Here is a 15,838-nt window from a genome sequence, read left to right as displayed (position 1 = left end):
CCCGCAAGGTTGTGGGCGTCGGCAGCGTCGGCACCCGGGCGTTCATCGCCTTGCTCCAGGGCCGGGATGAGCAGGATCCGCTATTCTTGCAGGTCAAGGAGGCCACGAGGTCGGTGCTCGAGGACCACCTGCCAAAGAGCAAGTTCAAGCAGCCGGGCGAGCGCGTGGTGCAGGGGCAGCGGATGATGCAGGCCGCGAGCGACATCTTTTTGGGGTGGACCAAGGGCGTGCAGGATAACCGGTACCTGTATTGGCGCCAACTGCGCGACATGAAGGGCTCAGCCATTGTGGAAGGCATGAAACCGCTTGGCATGGGTTTCTACGCCAACGCCTGCGGCTGGACCCTCGCCCGTGCCCACGCCCGGTCGGGCGACCCCATCGCGATCGCCGCCTATCTCGGCAAGAGCGACAAGTTCGAGCGCTCCATCACCGATTTTTCCGAGCGCTACGCGGACCAGAACGAAAAGGACTACGAGGCCTTCGCCGACGCGGTTCGAGCCGGCCGCCTGGAAGCAGTCGAGGGCCTCTGATTCCGGATGCTCATCGGAAGGCGGCGCCGTGGGTGAGCGGCTCGAAGGGAGACAGGTTTCGCTCTGGGTCGCCACAGCCGGAGTAACCACGTATCCCTCCCTGGACTCGGATCTTGAGGTCGACGTGGCCGTGGTCGGGGGAGGGATCGCAGGCCTGACTGCGGCGCTGGCCCTTAAACGTGCCGGTCAAACCGTCGCGGTCCTCGAAGCCGCGCGGATTGGCACCGGCGTCACGGGGCACACCACCGGCAAGGTCACCTCCCTGCACCGGCTCGTCTACACCGAACTTGCGGACCGGCACGGTCCGGACATCGCCGGGATGTATGGGCAGGCCAACCAGGCCGCCATCGAGCACATTGCGCGCATCGTGGCGGAGGAGGGAATCGACTGCGACTTTCGCAGGGTGTCCAACTACACCTACGCAGAATCCGACGACGTCCTCGCCCGGGTCCGCGACGAGGCGGCCCTGGCCGGGCGGCTCGGCCTTCCATCAGTCTTTACCTCCGACGTGCCGTTGCCGTTCGCTGTTCGGGGCGCAGTCCGGTTCGACGGCCAGGCGCAGCTTCACGCCGTGAAGTACCTCCAAGGCCTCGCCCGCGCGGTGGACGGGGGCGGAAGCCACGTGCTGGAGGACTCTCGCGTCACCTCGGTCCGCGATGGTGTGCCCGGCGTCGTGGAGACCGGGCACGGTACGGTCCGGGCGCGCGAGGTGATCGTTGCCACTAACGTCCCTGTTGGCGACGCCGGCCTGTTTGCCGAACGCTGCTACCTGCACCGCTCGTACATCGTTGCGTGCCTGGCACCTGCCGCGGCGCTGGACGGGACGTTCATCAGCGTCGACGAGCCGATGCGCTCAATCCTGGCGATCGACGTCGACGGTTCCCGTTTCGTTCTCACCGGAGGCGAGGGCCACCGGGCCGCCGAGACCGGCGACGCTTCAGTCCGGTACCGCCGCCTCGCGGCATTCTCCCGCGAGCGCCTCGGCACGGGGGAGACCAGCTTCCGCTGGTCCACGCAGGACACCATGCCCGTCGACGGCTTGCCGTATGCCGGGACCTTGACTCCGACGGCGGCGCACCTTCATGTGATCACCGGGCTGCGCAAATGGGGCCTGACCAATGGCACCGCCGCGGCGCTGATCCTGGCCGACACCCTGTCGGGGCGGCACAACCCTTGGGCGGCGGTATTCGACACCAACCGCACACCTGCCGCCGGCCAGGCCGGCGGAGCGCGGCAGCAACCGGACCAACCGGACCAACCGGACCAACCGGACCAACCGGAGCAGCCGGAACAGTCGACCCTCGCCACGCTGCGGCCCGGCGAGGGCGCCGTCGTGGAGATCGACGGCGAAATGACCGCCGTCTACGCCAACCCTGCCGGGGACCTCCTCGCCGTCTCGGCCATCTGCACGCACTTGGGCTGCACGGTCGGGTTCAACGCGGACGACTCGACGTGGGACTGCCCCTGTCATGGCTCGCGGTTTGCCGCGGACGGCACGGTCATCCAAGGCCCGGCGGCGGTGAACCTGGCGCCGAGACCCGTGCCCGCCCGCGCGCCCGGAGCCGCGGCCGGCCCGCCCCGCAGTCCCGCGGATTCTCCGCCGGGCTGACTGCCCGGCGGAGCCGTTCCAGCTCCACGATGTCCCGACCGAAAGAATAGGCCAGCAGCCCAAGCGCAGAGCCGAGCACCATGGCTCCCAACGGCGGAGGCACGCCCGGCAACAACGCGAACAGCAGGGCCGCGGGCTGGGTGGCTCCGATGAGCTTGCGGACCGTGCTGGACGGCAGCGGGTTCTTCAGGGACGACCGGAACCAGGCCGCTGCGAGGAACGCGTAGTACATCAGTCCGATGCCCAGGGGCCACAGTCCAAACTTTCCCGCCGCCGCGCAGGACAGCACCAGGACCAGCGCGGCGTCCGTGTCCGAATCCAGCCGTGAACCCTCGGCCGTGGCAGAGTCCGTAAACCGGGCCACCCGTCCATCCACGGCATCGAGCAGGAACGCGGCCGTGCCCAGGAACACCACCAGAGGGCTTGTCCCGGCGCCGGCGATCAAGCCAACCACTGTTTCGGCGGCACAGCAGGCCACGAGGCCGGCCCTGCCCAGGGTGACGCGGTCCGCGGGGGTGGAGAACCGGGGTTTCCGTCGCAGAACAGAGCCGGCGGCCCGGACGATCACCGCGGCTCCCGCCGCCAGGGCCAGGAACCAGGGAACAGGATCCGTGAGGACCGCCGTGCCGAGGGATGCCCAGGCCACAAGATAGGCGCCGACGGCGGCTCCGGAATCTGCCACGGCACGGTGGGCGCGTGCTGCTCCCAGGCCCGCCTGCGCTGCGGCATGGGACGCGGTGCCTGTCGGCGGGTCTGTTGCCCGGTTTCCGGGCCGGTTTGTTGACGCCGTGCCTGTAGACGCCGTGCCTGTAGACGCCGTGCCTGTAAACCCTGTGCCCTCTTGTTTCGTGCCCTCTGCAAACGGCTTCAGCCTGAACCACCCCACCCACAGGCCAGCAAGTCCGCGGCTCCGGGCTTGGTCATTGTGGGGATCCGGTGCCCGGCCGGGCCGTCCGCCGTCCGGCCCGGACGAAACCGACGGCCGCCAGGACGGCTCCGGCGCCCTCGGCCACGGCGCTGACGGACTTCTCGAAGAACCAGATCGGCTCGTACATGGCCGGGAACGGCCCGAACGCGGGAATATTCACGTACCGGTACGCGACCACGGCCACGAAGGCACTCAGCGCAACGACGAACGCGACCGCGTAGGCCGCCCTGCTGCCGCGCAGCAGCACGTACAACCCGGCGAGCACAGCGGCAGCCGATTCCAGCAGGAACAAGTTGCCTTGGCCGATCCCTGCGGAGTTCCCCGCCTGGTAGCCGGGGGCCAGATGGATGTGGACGGCGGCGTCAATAAATAGGGCAGCGGCCGTGAGGATGCGCAAGGTCATCCCGGTTCCGTGGACTCGCGCCGACCGTCCTGGGCTCTGGGCGCTCATTTGACGACCAGCGTCCCGTGCATGCCCGGATGGAAGGTGCAGTGATACGGGTACGATCCGGGCTTCGTCGGCGCGGTGAAGGTGGCGGTGCCGGCGCCCTTGACCTCTGCATCGAACGCTGAGCCTTCGTCGGCCGTGACCGTGTGCGCCGCGGAATCCAAGTTGGTTACGGTGACCGCTGCGCCGGGCGCCACCGTGAGCGGGTCGCCGTAGGCGAAGTCCTTGATGGTGATGGTGCCGGCGGTGGTGCCCGCAGTCGGGCCTGCCCCGTAGGCAGAGCCGGGTGGGGGCGCCGACGTCGACGCCGGCAATCCGCTACCGCCGTCGCACCCGCCGATACCCAGCAAGATCAGGAGCAACCCTAGCGACGACAGCTTCCTACGAGCATTCATAGCGCACCCCTCCGAGCGGCTTGTGGGAAACGAGCGGACGAACGTAATAGCTACATTGTGCGCCTGACCGGCACGAATGGAACCAGTTCGCGTGGAACGCCGGGCGGGGAGATAGCGTAGTCACTGGCATGCATTCCGCAGCCGAGGGAGGGAACATTGCGTGAAACGTGAGAGCAAGAAGTCCTGGACCGCATCGCTGACAGTGCTCATTGCCTTTGCAGCGAACGTTCTGGTCGCGGTGGCCAAAACCGTGGCCGCGCTCATCACCGGCTCGGCGTCCATGGCTGCAGAGGCTGCCCACTCCTGGGCCGACACCGGCAACCAGGTCTTCCTGCTCATCGCCGAACGGAAGGCAGCCAAGAAACGGGACAAGGCCCACCCCATGGGCTACGGACGCGAGGCTTACGTGTGGTCCATGATCGCCGCCTTTGGCCTGTTTACTGCCGGGGCGGTGGTGTCGGTGATGCACGGCATCCAGCAGCTGCTCACTCCGGAGCCTGCAGGTGACTTTGCGATCGCCTACGTAGTGCTGGCGGTCGCGTTCGTCCTGGAGGGCGTGTCCTTCATCCAGGCGTTCCGGCAGACCCGGAAGGCGGCGCGCGAGCTGGACCGGAACACCCTCGAGCAGGTCCTCAAGGGCTCCGACCCCACGCTGCGCGCGGTCTTTGCCGAGGACGGGGCAGCGCTGATCGGCCTGCTCATCGCCTTCGCCGGGATCTTCCTGCACCAGGTCACGGGGTCCTCGGTGCCGGACGCCGTGGGGTCTATTCTGGTGGGCGTCCTGCTGGCCGCGGTCGCCGTCGTGCTGATAGAGCGGAACCGGCGCTTCCTGGTGGGGCAGGCCGTGACCGGCGATGTCGAGGGCACCATGGCCCGCCGCCTCCTCGAGCACCCGGAGATCGAACGCATTACCTACCTGCACCTCGAATACGTCGGCCCGCGCAAACTTTACGTCGTGGCAGCCGTGGACATACTGGGCGACCTCCGGGAACACGACGTCGCCGTGGCCTTGCGCCGGGTTGAACGCGAACTTGAGGACCACGAAACCGTCGAGGAGGCCGTCCTGACACTCGCCACCGCGGACGAGCCCTCGTTGGAGTTTCCCGCCGTTTGAGGACGGCTCTGGCGCCGGCTTGAGCCCCGGGTCTGGCTTCAGGCGCCGGACGCCCGGGCCTCCATGCCGGCCGGTGGCTGCAGCCGCGCCCCCGAGGCCAGCAGCGCCTCGAGAACAGGGGACGGGCTGGGGCTGGCCAGGAGGAAGCCCTGCCCCATGTCGCAGCCGAGGGAGCGCAGGAGATCCAGCTGCCCGGTGTCCTCGATGCCTTCGGCGATGACGGCCAGATCCAGTTTCCGGGCCACTTCCAGGATGCCCTCGAGCATCGCTGCGGCCGGGGCGTCCCCGGGAAGCCCGGTCAGGAAGGCACGGTCGATCTTGAGAATGTCCGCGGGCAGCGCCGCGAGCGTGCTGAGCGAGGAGAACCCGGTCCCGAAGTCGTCGATTGCGATTCGGACGCCGAAGCTCTTGAGCCGGGTGAGGGCCGCGACCCCGCCATCGGCGCTCGTCGCCAGGGCAGACTCGGTGACCTCGAGGATCACCTTGTCGGCCTGCGAGGCGGGGCGGGCCAGGATGCGCTCGAGGGCGGCCAGGTTCCGGTCGCTGGATAGCTGAAGCGTGGAGAGATTGACCGAGACCCAGAAGTCTCCGGCGGTGCCAGGAGAGCGGCGCCAGCCGGCGACGTGACGGCTGGCGGTATCCAGGACCCAGCAGCCGATGGGGCCAATCTCGCCAGTTTCCTCGGCCAGGGGGATGAATTCGGCCGGTCCCAGCCGGCCCAGAGTGGGGTGTTCCCAGCGGACCAGGGCCTCCACCCCGGCAATCTCACCGGTGGCAAGATTCACCACGGGCTGGTAGTCGAGGCGCAACTGCCCGGCGTGCACGGCAGTGGCGAGATCCGCCCTGAGGGCGGCCCGGTAGGTCATTTCGTCATAGCCCCGGGCATCGAAGAGCTGGTAGCGGCCTTTGCCGCCGTGTTTGGCCATGTACATTGCGAAGTCTGCCTGCCGCATCAACTCGGCCGGATCTGCAGTTCCGGCGCTGCGCTGGGCGGCGCCCATGCTGACGGTTACCTTCAGCCGGACGTCATCGATGCAGAAAGGATCCAGCAGCGCGTCCTGGATGCGCCGGGCGACCTCGCCCGTCGYCGTGCCACCTTCATCCATCACGACGATCGCGAATTCGTCCCCGCCCAGCCTGGCGACGAGGTCATGCCCGCGCACGCAGCCCCGCAGGCGTTGGGCCAGCTGAATGAGCAACGCGTCGCCGCCCTCATGGCCCAGCGAGTCGTTGACGTCCTTGAAGTCGTCGACGTCGATGATCAACAGGCCCTCCCACCCGTCCCAGTCGTCGGTGCCAGTAACTTCCGTGCCAGTAGCTTCCGGGTCCGTAGCTTCGGGGCCGAACACAGCGGTGAGGCGTTCGGTGAGGACTACCCGGTTGGCCAGACCCGTGAGGGGGTCGTGCGTGGCACGGAAGGTCAGTTCCAGGTGGTTGTCATTCACGGTGGCCGCCATGGAATTGAATGCCTCCGCCAGCTGGCCCAGTTCGTCGTTGCGGACAACGTTGATCCGGTGGCTGTAGTCACCGGATTGCAGCTTCACGACCCCACGGTGCAGCCCCTCCACGGGACGCATCAGGTACTTGGTCATCCGCCGGCGGAAAAAGAACACTCCGCCCGCTGCCAGCGCAAAGAGGGCTGTTCGGACGGTCGAAACCATCTGCTGAAGCTCGGCCCCATGGGCGACGCCGTCGTCCAGCGCGTCGAGTGAGGCGCGGCGGACGTTGGCCAGCAACGCACGGGCCTTCGCGCTGGATGCCGCGAACGCCGGCGCCTCCGCCACGCGGTTGCCGTGGAGACTGGCCACCTGGCTTCCCCAGAGATTGTGCGCGAACAGTCCCTCCTGCCACGCGGTCCGGGCCTCGCGGACCGTGGCCCGCATGCCGTATGCCTCCGGCAGGATCCCGGCGGCGGCATCGAACTGGGCGGAGACGTCCTTTTGCTGCTGTAAAAAAGCGGCCGGATCGACGGGACCTGCGGACAACAGTTGGAGCCCGGCTTGTTCGTGGTCTTCAAGACCGGTCCGCAGTTCGGCGACGGCCTCCGACTCGACGCGGTGCTGCGCGGCGGCGTGCTGCATCTGGTCCGTGACAAAGCGGACGCCGACGAGAGTTACCGCGGCCCCGGCGAGCAGGGCCAGGAGCACCAGGATGAATGCCCTGGACCATTCGCGCTGCAGGCTCACTGTGCGGGCGGACTTCCCGGTCAGGGTGGGCGGGCCCGTCGGTCCGGCAGCCGGCATGGCCGCCCGGCCATCGGATCGTTCCGGTTCATTGGCGGCGGCCGACGGCGACGCAGCAGCAGCAGGGTCCGCCAACCTGCTGTTGGAGTTACGCATGATCAGCCTCCGGCCACGTGCCGGCACTCGCCGCATCGTCAATCAGGAGCGTAGCCGAACGTGCCCCGGCGGGGCATGTCCGGCGGGTTCCCGACCCTATTGTGAAGCATGTGACAGGAGTGTATTCGACGGACGGCCCTCGCGGTAGCGTACGGTGCCGGAACCGCACCTGCCGGGCTGAACCTCTGCCGGGCTGAGCCGGCCCTGCCGAAGGGCTAGCTGAGGCAGTCCGCGCAGTACGCGTGGCCCGCCTTCTCCTTGGCCAGCTGGGACCGGTGYCGCACCAGGAAACAGGAATAGCAGGTGAACTCGTCCTCCTTTTGCGGGATGACCGTGACGGTCAGTTCCTCGCCGGACAGGTCCGCTCCGGGCAGCTCGACGCCTTCGGAGGTATCGGCCTCGTCGAGTTCGCGGACAACGCTCCGGGCGTCAGGCGCATTCGCCGACCGGAGCGCCTCCAGTGAAGCGTTGCGGGATTCCGCGACGTCGGAGCGTACTTCGTCATAATCGGTTGCCACCTGGTGGTACTCATTTCAGTTGCTGGGCGTGTGATTTGGAGTCTTTCCAGATCTCCGGGATTGAACGGTACAGCATGACGCCGTGTAAATGCTGGGGACCGGGGGAGTCGCGGCAGTGACACTCGTGACACCCGGAGGCGGCCGCCCGCGGCGCCGGCCTTCACGCTTTGTTCGCAACTGGTCACCGGGTCGTCACGTGCCGTTAATTTGCGTGTCCTAGCCTGATTGTTTAGGCACCATCCACCTGGGCCACCATCCGCACCATCAGTCGGGAGGATTCACCATGGCCGATATTGCTGCAGTGCTGGGACGGCTCACGCAGGACGAACTCAATGAACTGCGGTCCCTGGGCCCCAGCGGGCACCTGACCCGGCGCCTGACCGACGCCATCGACCGCGCGGCCGGCGGCCCCGGAGCCGGACGCGGCTACTACGTCTCCAACGGGAGCGTCAGCTCCACCGGAGGACCTCACGTGATCCTGCGCAGCGATGTTTCAGGCTGGCTCTTCGGCCCTCCGCGGCAGGCCTGACCGGACGACGACGGGCACCACCCTCCTACTGGACCCGCCAGGTTCCTTCCAGCCCGGCCCCGGAAGGGCCATACTGGCCCAAAGGGAGGGGGTCGGAGTGCGGATTCTGATGGTGGAGGATGAGCACGCCCTGGCGGAAACAGTCCGCCGCGGACTGAAGAACGAGGGGTTCGTCGTCGACATCGCCCACGACGGCGTGCGGGGACTCTCGGCGGCGCTGGAGAACGCGTACGATGCCATCCTTCTGGACCTCATGCTGCCGCGGATGAACGGCTACGACGTCTTGAAGGAATTGCGGCAACGCAAAGTCTGGACTCCGGTGCTGATGCTCACGGCCAAGGACGGCGAATACGACCAGACCGACGCCTTCGACCTGGGGGCTGATGACTATCTCACCAAGCCTTTCAGCTTCCTGGTGCTGGTGGCCCGGATCAGGGCCCTGATCCGGCGCGGGGCGCCCGCCAGGCCTGTCATCATGACGGTTGGCACTTTGTCCCTGGACCCCGTCAGTCACAGTGTGCACCGCGGTGACGCCCTCATCAGCCTCACGGCGAGGGAGTACGGGCTTCTGCACTATCTGATGCGCCGGCATGACCAGATCGTCTCAAAGGCGGAAATCCTGCAAAACGTCTGGGATCCGGCTTTCGATGGCGCGAACAATGTGGTGGAGGTGTACATCGGCTACCTTCGCCGCAAGATCGATGCCCCGTTCGGGATCCACACCCTGACCACCGTGCGCGGCATGGGCTATCTGCTCAGCGCCGACCCGATCCCTGAACCCCGTGCCGCCGAGGTTCGCGAGGGGTGACGTCTGCCGGCTCCACAGGTTCCGGAAGGGGAAGGGCGATCTCAAACCGGCAGTGGCCCGCTGGTCCGTCCGTCGGACGGATGCTCCCGTGATGGGCGGTCACAATTCCCGCCGCGATGGCCAGGCCCAGTCCGCTGCCGCCGCCTTCGCGGGAACGGCTGCCATCGAGCCGGACAAATCGTTCGAAGATCCGTTCCCGGTCCGCCTCCGGGATGGGGTCGCCGTCGTTGTCGACCGTGAGGATGACCAGGTCCCCGGCGGTGTGCAGGTCCACCGCGACCCGGGACAGGGCGTGGCGGTCGGCGTTGTCGAGGACGTTTCGCAGGACCTGCGCCAGCCGGCGGGCGTCGCCGCGGATCCGTACCGGAACGAGCTTCACCGAGATCTGGTTCCGGCTGGTGGACCGCAGCCGGCGGATCTCCTGGTCCAGCACGTCGTCAAGATCGACGTCCTTCTGCTCCACGCGCAGGCCGCCGTCATTGGCTTTGGCCAGCGTCAGCAGGTCCTCCACGAGGAAGCTCATGCGGGCCGTCTCCTCGGAGAGGACATCCTTCATCTGCAGCCACATCGCGCCGGTCGGGTCCGCAGCCGCGATCTCGATTCCGGCCCTCAGCGTGGCCAGCGGGCTGCGCAGTTCGTGGCTGGCGTCCGAGACGAATCTGCGCTGTTCGGTGTCCGAGGCCTGCAGCCGGTCCAGCATTGTGTTCATGGTCAGCGCCAGGGCCTGAAGTTCATCATTGGTGGGCGGGACGTCGACGCGCCCGTCCAGCCGCTCGGCGTTGATCCGAGCCACCTGGCCGCGGATCCGCTCAACCTGGCGGAGGGAACGCCCCACCAGGAGCCACACCGACGCTGCGACGGTGCCCAGCAGCAGCGGCGTGGCTCCCAGCATGAACCACGCGACGGTGGAAATGGTGTCCGCCTGTATCTGTGCGGCCTGGGCCACCACCACCGTATAGCTGAGCGTGCCGGTCCGATCTCCCACGGTGACGATGTGGTAATCGTCGGTGTCCCCGATGCTCGGAAGGCTCGATACGTCCTGGGTCATGGTCTGGCCTGGGCTGGGCCGCTGGGCTGACAAGGGGGCATTGGCGACCTCGGGGTCCGAGCTGGCGAGGACGTACCCTTCGGCATCTAACACCTGGACGAACTGGCCCGCATGCGCCGTGTCAATGATGTAGGCGCGCGCATCCTCGATGTCCATGTCCTCCATCTCGGCGACCACGTCCAGGGCCTTCTGCTGGGCTGCGGCGTCGCTCGAGCGCGCCAGGGACGCCTGCAGCAGGACAAGAAGGACGACGCCGCCAAGCAGCAGCGCCACGGCTACGACGCCGACGGCAACCGCCGTCGAGCGCTTCCGCACGCCCCAACGAATCTCGTCCCTGCCGGGGTCGGATGGGGCTCGTTTGCCCAGTGCCATGCTCCAAGAATGCGTCAATGCGTGGTTCGGGACAACCACCTCGGCCGCATTGCCGTCGCCGCGCGCCCGGACGGCACCCCGGCAGTGGCTGCAGCTTTCCCGGAGGCGAGCACGGTCCTCGCGGGAGAGGCTGCTCTCAGTCTCTTCTCAGCGGGATGCGGGAGAGTGGAAATAGGCCGCAGAAGGTCGGCCGCCGGCCATCACGGGGCCGTTCGTCCACAGATTCCGGCCGCACGCTCTCCTCAACCAGTGTGCGGCCGGACAGACGCTCCTTCGCAGCGCCGCAACTGGCGCCCACAGCAGCTATTTCCGCTACGCCGTGCCGGTGAGACGCGGCCGGGGCGTCACCCGGAGCCAGACGAACTGCTGGGCGTCCAGGACGAGTCCCGCATCGAGGCGCATCTGGGCGCCGGTCAGGACGTCGACGGCGCCGGCCGCGAAGCCGGAGAGCGTCACCGCCGCTACCTCCTGCGGGCTATCGCTGAAGTTGGCCAGCGCGAGGATCAGTGTTCCAGGTCCGGGACGCTGGTACCCCAGTACGCCCGGGTTGTTCGTGTCGAACCCGACCAGCCGGGTCCCTGCCAGTTCCGGCGTCGCGGACCGTACAGACACCATCCGGCGCAGCCCGGCAAAGACCGCCCCGGCGGGGGTTTCCTGGGCCTCGCGCTGTGCGTAGCCTGCGGCCGGGTAGTGCGGCCGGTGCACCCAGCGGCTGTCGGTTCCGTGGCCTTCCTCAGCGGCGTACCCGTAGTCGTTGAACTGGCCCACCTCGTCACCGAGATACAGCAAGGGGATGCCCCCTGTACTGAAGGCCACCGAATGGGCCAGCAGGATCCGGTTCACCGCCGCAGTTGTTCCGCCCTCGAGCCCGCAGAGCGATGCCGTTGTGCCGGAAATGCGGCAGTCGCCGGTGCGGGGGTTGTCCTGAAAAGGCACGCCGCGGGCGAAGCTGCCAGGGAAACGGTTGACGTAGAAGGAATTGAGGAACCGCCGGTGCTCGAAGGCATTAATGCCAAGCTCGGCGGCGTCCTCATCCGCAAACGTCCAGCCGATGTCGTCGTGGCTGCGGACATAGTTCACCCAGGACGTGCCGTCCGGGATGTTGTGGCGCCGCTCCAGGGCCTGGGTGAGCAGCGAAACGTCGCGGGTGGCCAACGCCTCCCAGATCAGCGCCATCTGCAGGGGATTGTAGGAGAGCTGGCACTCGGCGGGGTCGATGTAGCGGGCCACCTCATCGGGGTGGACGATCGCCTCGGACTTGAACAGCAGCGACGGCGCCGCCAGCCGGCACACGGCATTGAACGCCTGCAGCAGCGTGTGGGCCTCGGGCAGGTTCTCACAGGGCGTGCCGAGCTGCTTCCAAATAAAGGCGACGGCGTCCATCCGGAGAATGTCCACGCCCTGGTTGGCCAGGAACAGCATCTCGCCGGCCATGGCCCGGAAGACGTCCGGGTTGGAGTAGTTCAGGTCCCATTGGAACGTGTGGAACGTGGTCCAGACCCACCGTCCGTCCGGCATTTCGACGAAGGAGCCAGGGTGGTCGTCCGGGAAGATTTCGCGCACGGTCTGCTCGAACGCGTCCGGCATGGAACGGTCCGGGAAGATCCAGTAGTAGTCGCTGTAGGCTGGGTCGCCCGCGGCCGCCTTCCGGGCCCAAACGTGCTCGTCGGAAGTGTGGTTGAAGATGAAGTCGACCACAAGGCTGATGCCGTTCGCCCGCAGCTCGTTGGCGAGGTCACGCAGCTGCTGCATGGTGCCCAGCCTGGGGTTGACGTCCCGGTAACTGGAGACGGCGTAGCCGCCGTCGGAGTGCGGTTCGGGGGCCAGGAACAGCGGCATCAAGTGGAGATAGGTCAGGCCCAGTTCTTTGAAATAGGGGATCCGGGCGCGGACACCTTCCAGGTCTTCGGCGTACCTGTCGACATAGCAAACGCCGCCGAGCATGGTGTTGGCCTGGAACCAGCCGCTGTTGTGCTCCCGGTCGGCGTCGAGGCTCTTGAGCTCGGCAGGCCTTTCGGCCCACGAACGGGCAGACTGCATCACGAGGTCCGTGAGCTGATCCAGCCAATCGTGCCGTGCGCCGTAGAGATCGTGGAACAACCGGAAGAGGACCGGGAAATGGCGGTCGAAGCGATCTTCGAAGACGGCCCGGTCCGGCCCGTCCCACCCGATTCCCGTGCCCGACGCCAAGGCCCGGAGCACATGTCGGCGGGCCTCCTGATCCACAAGGGCGGATTCAACCATCAAGGGTCTCCTTCGACGAACTTTCGGCCCTCGGCGGCGCCACGACAGTTCACATCCTTGCAGACGGTACGGACCCGTGCCCACTGCAGGAGCCGTGTTTCGGCGAGGAAGGCCTTCCGCGCTAGGTGTGGTCAGCGCGAGGGTCTATAGGCTGGCGTGATGACCGGTCCCACTGATCTCCTGCCCACGTTGCTGTGCGTCGGACTCCTGATGGTGGTCACCGTGGCCCTGCTTGCGGTTTTCCGGATCCCGCATAGAACAGCGCCGGCGCTGGCCATCCTTCGCGGAGCTGCGCAGCTGGCTGTCATCAGCTTGATATTGGGCAGTGTCATCACCAGTCCGGTCTGGGTTGGTGCCGCACTTCTCGTGATGTTCACAGTGGCGGCGGTGACGGCCACGCGACGCCTGGGGTGGACTTGGGGCCGCCTGGCGGTGGTGGCCGGATCCATGGCGGCGGGCATCCTGGTGACCCTGGCGATCGTTTTCGGCACGGGTGCGATCGCCTTCACTCCCCGCTACGCGCTGGCCATCGGGGGGATCGTTACTGGAAACGCGATGACGATCGCCACGCTGGCCGGCCGGCATTTTGCCGAGTCCGTGAATCAACATTGGGATGAAGTTGAAGCGTGGCTTGCTTTGGGTGCGACGCGGCGTCAATCGACGTTGGAGCTGGCCCGGGGCGCCGTCTATGGAGCCCTCATCCCGTCGACTGACCAGACCAAGACGACGGGCCTTGTCACCCTTCCCGGGGCGTTCGTGGGTGCGATCTTCGGCGGACTTTCACCCGTGGAAGCGGGTCGCTTCCAGATCGTCGTGCTTGCCTCGATCATGGCGGCGGGTTCCATGACCGCCGTCGCCCTGATCCGGATCATTGCGCCGGTGAGGGTGCGTCCCGCCCGTCCACGCTAGAGTCGGCGCCAGACCATCCTGTCTACGCCGGCACCCGGATGATTAGGGGGTCCATCGCTTGGCCGTCGGCGTACTGGCCGTCGAACAGTTCAGAACCTGCTTGGGATACGGCCACCTCGACGTGCTCCCAGACGAGAAACCCGTCCATGTTGCGGGGTGCGGCAGTGCGCAGCGTGCCAACATCCGAGCGGTCCATCCCGCCGCCGTCGCCCGTGCTGATGGACAGGACCCCGTGCCCGGCCGTGAATTCAACCCATGGATCCAGCAGCCGGACGAACATCATTCCGTGGTGTCCGGCTACGCGGACGTCGCCGCGGAACCGCAACACGCCGGTGCCGCTGGCGGGATCGTACTCGGAGCCGGCGGGGGCGAAACAGAACTCGCCGGACGCGGTGACCGTGGCGCCGTCGGCCACGGAAACGGCACCGTCCGGGAGGCCCGAAATGTAATCCATAAAGCTGCGCTTGATGCCCCAGGTCAGACCCGGCAGGGGCAGCGGGGCGGGGGAAGAAGCGGACGCTGGTGTCACGTAGGTTCTCCTGTGCTGTCGGGCGGATCTACGTCCGAGCCTAGCCGCGGATCCGCGCCCGGCTGAACTGTTGCACCATGGCTGCTTCATCCGGCGTATTTCTCTGACGGCGTAGGCCCTCCAGGACTACTCCCGGGGCGGCGGTGGTTGACTTGGATGAGTACCGGTTAGCAGGAGGTGCACAGTGGCCGCGTCCATCAGCAGGGTGTCCGGATCCGATGTGTCCGAGGACCCGCTGGATTCCTATTCCGCAACTGTTATCCGCGTGGCCGAGGCTGTCACCCAGCACGTCGCTGCGCTCGAAGTGACCGGCAACGGCCGCAACGGCAGGCTGAGGGTTGGGGCGGGTTCGGCCGTCCTGTTCACCACGGACGGATATCTGCTGACGAACGCCCATGTGGTGGGCGGCGCCCAGTCCGGCCATGCGGTCTTCGCCGACGGCACCGGCACGGCCATTGACGTGGTGGGCGCCGACCCGCTCTCCGATCTTGCCGTGGTCCACGGCAGGGCACCCACTGCGACGCCGGCGGAACTGGGCGACGCCGAATCCCTCCGGGTCGGCCAGCTGGTCATCGCCGTGGGCAATCCGCTCGGGCTCGCTGGCTCCGTCACGGCCGGGGTGGTCAGCGGACTGGGCCGTTCGATCCCCGTCTGGTCCGGACGGAGCCGGCGCGTGATTGAGGACGTCATCCAGACCGACGCGGCTCTCAACCCCGGCAGTTCCGGCGGGGCGCTGGCGGATGCCCGCGGGCGGATCGTCGGCATCAATACGGCCGTGGCCGGCGTCGGGCTCGGCCTGGCCGTTCCCATCAACGCGACATCCCGGCGGATCATCGCTTCGCTGCTCAAGGACGGCCGCGTCCGCCGGGCCTACCTGGGCCTGGTGAACACACCGATCCAGCTGCAGCCGAGCGCCGTCGTCCGGACGGGCCGCAGGGAGGGCCTGCTGGTGGTCGAAGTCCTCCCGGGTTCGCCCGCCGAGCGGGCGGGGCTCCGGGCCGGCGACATTCTCCTCAAGGTCGGGCAGATGTACGTGTCCAACGCCGAGAGCCTGCAGAAACTGCTGTTCGCCGAAGCGATCGGGGAGCCCCTGGACCTTGCCGTCCTCCGGGACGGCGCGGACCTGCGGCTGGTGGCGGTGCCCGCCGAGATGACCGACAACCAGTAGGGAAAACCCGGCGCGGACAGGCGGTTCCGCCCGCTGGAACTGGACCGCCGGGGCCTAAATACCTGTGCCGCTGAACTACTTGGTTCCGAACGGCGGCCGCCCGCGGAATTACTTGGTTAGCGCCACAATCACCTGCGCTCCGCTCCGCGTGCTTACTCAACGGTACTGACGCCTGTACGCGTCTTTCTTTGGGCGAAAGATCGGGTAGCGGCATGCCTTGTTGCGCCCCGCCGGGCGTGTCACGGTGACATTGGAAAGCCGGAGGGAACAGCGTCTCAGTATGGCCTGGTTTCGATGCTGATCCGGCTCTCCGCAGACGATTGAGTTCGTTTTACCTGGGGAAATCGGAG

General features: G+C 67.3%; 15 protein-coding genes. 7 read left to right on the top strand and 8 right to left on the bottom strand.

Annotated elements, in window-relative coordinates; all coding sequences use genetic code 11:
* Nucleotides 1–530 (top strand): DUF2252 family protein (locus AC1DZQ_RS21300; protein ID WP_476965377.1); only part of this gene is annotated, 530 nt, incomplete at its 5' end.
* A gap of 28 nt (nucleotides 531–558) precedes the next feature.
* The gene (locus tag AC1DZQ_RS21295) at nucleotides 559–2,139 is read left to right on the top strand and encodes an FAD-dependent oxidoreductase (RefSeq protein ID WP_476965376.1); all 1,581 of its coding nucleotides are present in this window, start codon (nucleotides 559–561) and stop codon (nucleotides 2,137–2,139) included.
* Here AC1DZQ_RS21295 and AC1DZQ_RS21290 read toward each other — a convergent pair.
* From AC1DZQ_RS21290 to AC1DZQ_RS21280, 3 genes are all read right to left on the bottom strand, one after another.
* Nucleotides 2,030–2,821 (bottom strand): CDP-alcohol phosphatidyltransferase family protein, encoded by a 792-nt coding sequence (locus AC1DZQ_RS21290; protein ID WP_476965375.1) that lies wholly within the window; start codon nucleotides 2,819–2,821, stop codon nucleotides 2,030–2,032. The two genes, AC1DZQ_RS21295 and AC1DZQ_RS21290, sit on opposite strands and share 110 nt — an antisense overlap.
* A 238-nt stretch (nucleotides 2,822–3,059) precedes the next feature.
* On the bottom strand, nucleotides 3,060–3,470 hold the full coding sequence (locus tag AC1DZQ_RS21285) for a hypothetical protein (protein WP_476965374.1): 411 nt from the start codon (nucleotides 3,468–3,470) through the stop codon (nucleotides 3,060–3,062).
* A 44-nt stretch (nucleotides 3,471–3,514) separates the two neighbouring features.
* Complete coding sequence (locus AC1DZQ_RS21280) at nucleotides 3,515–3,910, bottom strand: cupredoxin domain-containing protein (RefSeq protein WP_476965373.1); 396 nt, start codon at nucleotides 3,908–3,910, stop codon at nucleotides 3,515–3,517.
* 160 nt (nucleotides 3,911–4,070) lie between these two features.
* On the opposite strand from AC1DZQ_RS21280, the gene AC1DZQ_RS21275 reads away from it, so the two are divergent.
* The gene (locus AC1DZQ_RS21275; RefSeq protein ID WP_476965372.1) at nucleotides 4,071–5,024 is read left to right on the top strand and encodes a cation diffusion facilitator family transporter; all 954 of its coding nucleotides are present in this window, start codon (nucleotides 4,071–4,073) and stop codon (nucleotides 5,022–5,024) included.
* Nucleotides 5,025–5,062: 38 nt separating this feature from the next.
* On the opposite strand, the gene AC1DZQ_RS21270 is transcribed toward AC1DZQ_RS21275, so the two are convergent.
* Both AC1DZQ_RS21270 and AC1DZQ_RS21265 read right to left on the bottom strand, forming a co-directional pair.
* Nucleotides 5,063–7,363 carry a putative bifunctional diguanylate cyclase/phosphodiesterase gene (locus AC1DZQ_RS21270; RefSeq protein ID WP_476965371.1) on the bottom strand — a complete coding sequence of 767 codons (2,301 nt, stop codon included), beginning with the start codon at nucleotides 7,361–7,363 and terminating at the stop codon, nucleotides 5,063–5,065.
* A 215-nt stretch (nucleotides 7,364–7,578) separates the two neighbouring features.
* Nucleotides 7,579–7,881, bottom strand: coding sequence for a DUF4193 domain-containing protein (locus AC1DZQ_RS21265; RefSeq protein WP_028276793.1), 303 nt, complete (start codon nucleotides 7,879–7,881; stop codon nucleotides 7,579–7,581).
* Nucleotides 7,882–8,164: 283 nt separating this feature from the next.
* Here AC1DZQ_RS21265 and AC1DZQ_RS21260 point away from each other — a divergent pair, with 283 nt between their 5' ends.
* Together AC1DZQ_RS21260 and AC1DZQ_RS21255 are read left to right on the top strand one after the other, a co-directional pair.
* Complete coding sequence (locus AC1DZQ_RS21260; protein WP_476965370.1) at nucleotides 8,165–8,410, top strand: hypothetical protein; 246 nt, start codon at nucleotides 8,165–8,167, stop codon at nucleotides 8,408–8,410.
* Nucleotides 8,411–8,507: 97 nt separating this feature from the next.
* Nucleotides 8,508–9,218, top strand: a complete 711-nt coding sequence (locus AC1DZQ_RS21255; RefSeq protein WP_476965369.1) for a response regulator transcription factor — start codon at nucleotides 8,508–8,510, stop codon at nucleotides 9,216–9,218.
* Here the strand turns inward: AC1DZQ_RS21255 and AC1DZQ_RS21250 are convergent.
* Both AC1DZQ_RS21250 and AC1DZQ_RS21245 read right to left on the bottom strand, forming a co-directional pair.
* Nucleotides 9,166–10,638, bottom strand: coding sequence for a sensor histidine kinase (locus AC1DZQ_RS21250; RefSeq protein ID WP_476965368.1), 1,473 nt, complete (start codon nucleotides 10,636–10,638; stop codon nucleotides 9,166–9,168). The genes AC1DZQ_RS21255 and AC1DZQ_RS21250 overlap by 53 nt on opposite strands.
* 312 nt (nucleotides 10,639–10,950) lie before the next feature.
* A complete protein-coding gene (locus AC1DZQ_RS21245) occupies nucleotides 10,951–12,882 on the bottom strand; it encodes an alpha-amylase family protein (protein WP_476965367.1) in 1,932 nt (643 codons plus the stop codon).
* Nucleotides 12,883–13,041: 159 nt separating this feature from the next.
* On the opposite strand from AC1DZQ_RS21245, the gene AC1DZQ_RS21240 reads away from it, so the two are divergent.
* A complete protein-coding gene (locus AC1DZQ_RS21240) occupies nucleotides 13,042–13,791 on the top strand; it encodes an ABC transporter permease (RefSeq protein ID WP_476965366.1) in 750 nt (249 codons plus the stop codon).
* 22 nt (nucleotides 13,792–13,813) lie between these two features.
* On the opposite strand, the gene AC1DZQ_RS21235 is transcribed toward AC1DZQ_RS21240, so the two are convergent.
* Nucleotides 13,814–14,320 (bottom strand): HtaA domain-containing protein, encoded by a 507-nt coding sequence (locus AC1DZQ_RS21235; protein ID WP_476965365.1) that lies wholly within the window; start codon nucleotides 14,318–14,320, stop codon nucleotides 13,814–13,816.
* Between the two features lie 184 nt (nucleotides 14,321–14,504).
* Here AC1DZQ_RS21235 and AC1DZQ_RS21230 point away from each other — a divergent pair, with 184 nt between their 5' ends.
* On the top strand, nucleotides 14,505–15,488 hold the full coding sequence (locus AC1DZQ_RS21230) for a S1C family serine protease (RefSeq protein ID WP_476965364.1): 984 nt from the start codon (nucleotides 14,505–14,507) through the stop codon (nucleotides 15,486–15,488).
* Nucleotides 15,489–15,838 lie beyond the last annotated feature (350 nt).

It is taken from the genome of Arthrobacter sp. P1_C12_2, from assembly GCF_056406415.1.
Note: the sequence above shows the minus strand (reverse complement) of the source record. Positions and strands in the feature narration are given on the sequence as shown.

Excerpts from the sequence above, each read along its gene's own strand:
- AC1DZQ_RS21250 (WP_476965368.1), bottom strand. The coding sequence starts at position 10,638 with ATGGCACTGGGCAAACGAGCCCCATCCGACCCCGGCAGGGACGAGATT.
- AC1DZQ_RS21285 (WP_476965374.1), bottom strand. The coding sequence starts at position 3,470 with ATGACCTTGCGCATCCTCACGGCCGCTGCCCTATTTATTGACGCCGCC.
- AC1DZQ_RS21280 (WP_476965373.1), bottom strand. The coding sequence starts at position 3,910 with ATGAATGCTCGTAGGAAGCTGTCGTCGCTAGGGTTGCTCCTGATCTTG.
- AC1DZQ_RS21245 (WP_476965367.1), bottom strand. The coding sequence starts at position 12,882 with ATGGTTGAATCCGCCCTTGTGGATCAGGAGGCCCGCCGACATGTGCTC.
- AC1DZQ_RS21260 (WP_476965370.1), top strand. The coding sequence starts at position 8,165 with ATGGCCGATATTGCTGCAGTGCTGGGACGGCTCACGCAGGACGAACTC.
- AC1DZQ_RS21240 (WP_476965366.1), top strand. The coding sequence starts at position 13,042 with ATGACCGGTCCCACTGATCTCCTGCCCACGTTGCTGTGCGTCGGACTC.